Origin of the sequence: Mycobacterium sp. (genome assembly GCF_035653355.1) — a bacterium.
Lineage (GTDB): Bacteria > Actinomycetota > Actinomycetes > Mycobacteriales > Mycobacteriaceae > Mycobacterium.
On sequence record NZ_DASRBZ010000626.1, the window covers coordinates 1 to 3,083 of the forward strand.

Annotated in this window: 3 protein-coding genes; all 3 read left to right on the top strand. The window is 68.3% G+C overall.

Translation table 11 applies throughout. The annotated features are described in order from the left end of the window. Positions 1-1,139: flavodoxin-dependent (E)-4-hydroxy-3-methylbut-2-enyl-diphosphate synthase (gene ispG / locus VFA16_RS21575; RefSeq protein ID WP_324969793.1), on the top strand; the 1,139-nt coding region annotated here is incomplete at its 5' end. 42 nt (positions 1,140-1,181) lie between these two features. Next, positions 1,182-2,036 carry a GNAT family N-acetyltransferase gene (locus VFA16_RS21580; RefSeq protein WP_324969794.1) on the top strand — a complete coding sequence of 285 codons (855 nt, stop codon included), beginning with the start codon at positions 1,182-1,184 and terminating at the stop codon, positions 2,034-2,036. Between the two features lie 181 nt (positions 2,037-2,217). Continuing rightward, the coding region (locus VFA16_RS21585; RefSeq protein WP_324969795.1) for an NTF2-like N-terminal transpeptidase domain-containing protein at positions 2,218-3,083 on the top strand (866 nt) is incomplete at its 3' end.

The following is a 3,083-nucleotide window of genomic DNA, read 5'->3' on the forward strand; positions in this document are numbered from 1 at the left end:
CGGCGGCCCCGCCGCCCGTCCTGGCGCCGCGGCGCAAGTCCCGGCAGATCCACGTCGGCTCGGTCGCGGTCGGCGGTGACGCCCCGATCTCGGTGCAGTCCATGACGACGACGCTGACCGCCGACGTCAACGCGACGCTGCAGCAGATCGCCGAGCTGACCGCCGCCGGCTGCGACATCGTCCGGGTGGCATGCCCGCGCCAGGAGGACGCCGACGCGCTACCCGCGATCGCCAAGAAGAGCCAGATCCCCGTCATCGCCGACATTCACTTCCAGCCCAAGTACATCTTTGCCGCGATCGACGCGGGCTGTGCCGCCGTGCGGGTAAACCCCGGCAACATCAAGGAATTCGACGGGCGAGTCGGCGAAGTCGCGAAGGCGGCCGCAGCAGCCGGTATCCCGATCCGCATCGGCGTCAACGCCGGCTCGCTGGACAAGCGGTTCCTGGAGAAGTACGGCAAGGCCACTCCCGAGGCGCTAGTGGAGTCGGCGCTGTGGGAGGCCTCGCTGTTCGAGGAGCACGGCTTCGGCAACATCAAGATCAGCGTCAAGCACACCGACCCTGTGGTGATGGTGGCGGCATATGAACTGCTGGCCGCCCAGTGCGACTACCCGCTGCACCTCGGTGTCACCGAGGCGGGACCGGCGTTTCAGGGCACCATCAAGTCCGCGGTGGCCTTCGGCGCCTTGCTGAGCAAGGGCATCGGCGACACGATCCGGGTATCGCTGTCGGCGCCGCCGGTCGAGGAGGTCAAGGTCGGCAACCAGATCCTCGAGTCGCTGAACCTGCGGCCGCGTTCGCTGGAAATCGTGTCGTGCCCGTCGTGCGGTCGGGCCCAGGTCGACGTCTACACGCTGGCCAACGAGGTCAGCGCCGGGCTGGACGGGCTTGACGTGCCGCTGCGGGTGGCGGTAATGGGGTGCGTCGTCAACGGTCCGGGGGAGGCCCGCGAGGCCGATCTCGGTGTGGCGTCCGGCAACGGCAAGGGTCAGATCTTCGTGCGCGGCGAGGTGATCAAAACCGTGCCGGAGTCTCAGATCGTCGAGACGCTGATTGAAGAGGCCATGCGGCTCGCGTCCCAAATGGGCTCGCAGGCGGATACAACTACGAGCGGTTCACCTGTTGTGACCGTAAGCTGATAGCGGCCATTCGGGCCACCTGGCGCCACAGAAAGACTCACCATGTCGGCTCCGCCCATCTTTCGCCTGGTCGGCGAGCGACGGGTGTCGGTGGTGCGCGACGCCGCCGCCGTGGCCCGGGTGCTCGCCCAGGATCCCGTCGGATCGTGCATGGTCGCCGCGCGCGTGGCCGACCACGGCATCGATCCTCATTCGATCGGCGGTGAACTGTGGACGCGGCGCGGAGCCGACGAATCACTCTGCTATGCCGGTGCCAACCTGATTCCGCTGCGCGGCGGGCCGGCTGATTTGCATGCCTTTGGCGACGAGGCGATGAGTGCGTCGCGGCGGTGCTCGTCGCTGGTGGGGCGGGCCGAGCTGGTGATGCCGATGTGGCGGCGGCTCGAGAGCGCATGGGGCCCGGCCCGCGACGTGCGTGACCGCCAACCGTTGATGGCGCTGAGCACCATGCCCAGCTGCGCAATCGATCCCGAGGTGCGCCAGGTGCGGCCAGACGAGCTCGACGCGTACCTGGTGGCGGCCGTCGACATGTTCATCGGCGAGGTGGGTGTCGATCCGCGGCTCGGCGACGGCGGTCGTGGGTATCGCCGTCGAGTGGCCAGCTTGATCTCGGCGGGCCGCGCTTGGGCGCGCTTCGAGCACGGCGAGGTGATCTTCAAGGCTGAAGTCGGCTCGCAGTCGCCGGCGGTGGGCCAGATACAGGGGGTTTGGGTTCATCCCGAGCGCCGCGGCCGAGGGTTGGGCGCCGCAGGCACCGCCACCCTGGCGGCGGTGATCGTCGGCACCGGGCGCATCGCCAGCCTCTACGTCAACGACTTCAACACTGTGGCCCGCGCCGCCTACGCCCGCGTCGGCTTCCGCGAAGTCGGCACCTTCGCCACCGTGCTGCTGGACTGAGCCTGCTGCGGGCGCGCCAGTCTTGTCCGCGCCGAAAGTGTAAGTAGCGCGGGAAAGTGCGAGTAGGTAACGCGACGACTACAGCCTCGAAGATCCTCAGCTCAACAGCAGCCCCCCGTAACGGTTCGGTCTCGGTGTGGCATCGCCAGTCTGGACACCACAGCTCTTAACATCAGCCACAATGGCAACTTCAACCACATTTGCATCAGCGATTGCAGGTCTGGGGCTGGTCGCGGTGGTCGCCGCGCCCGGATGCACTCCACGCCCCGATGGCCCGGGGCCGGCGGCGGAGCACTTCTTTTCCGCGTTATCCAGTGGCGATACCGCGACCGCGTCCCAGCTGACCGACGATCCCAGCGATGCCCGCGCAGCGCTCAACGCCGCCTGGGCCGGGCTGCAGGCGACGCACCTCGACGCGCAGGTGCTCGGCGCCAATTACACCGAGGACACCGGGACGGTGGCCTACCGCTATACGTGGCATCTGCCCAAGAACCGGACCTGGACCTACGACGGCCAACTCAAGATGGCGCGCGACGAAGGCCGCTGGCAGGTCCGCTGGACCACCACCGGGCTGCATCCCAAGCTCGGGGAGCATCAGACGTTCGCGCTGCGCGCCGACCCGCCGCGGCGCGCCTCGGTCAACGAGGCGGGCGGCACTGACGTGCTGGCGCCCGGCTACCTCTACCACTACACGCTGGATGCCAGCCGGGCCGGCACACAGCTGATCAGCACAGCCCACGCTGTCGTCGACGCATTGCGGCCGTTCGACGACACGCTGGACCCCCAGCTACTGGCCGAGCAGGCCAGCTCGTCGCCTAAGCCGTTGGATCTGATCACGCTGCGCGTCGACGACAACAACCGCGTCGCACCCGCCATCGGCAACCTGCCGGGCGTCGTGATCACCCCACAGGCCGAACTGCTGCCGACCGACGACCGGTTCGCGCCGGCCATCATCCACGAGGTGAAGAAAGCCGTCATCGACGAACTCGACGGCCAGGCCGGCTGGCGGGTGGTCAGCGTCAACCAGAACGGCGTCGACGTCGCCGT

What these genes read in the sequence shown, in the direction of transcription:
- VFA16_RS21580 (WP_324969794.1), top strand. Translation starts at nt 1,182, where the DNA reads ATGTCGGCTCCGCCCATCTTTCGCCTGGTCGGCGAGCGACGGGTGTCG.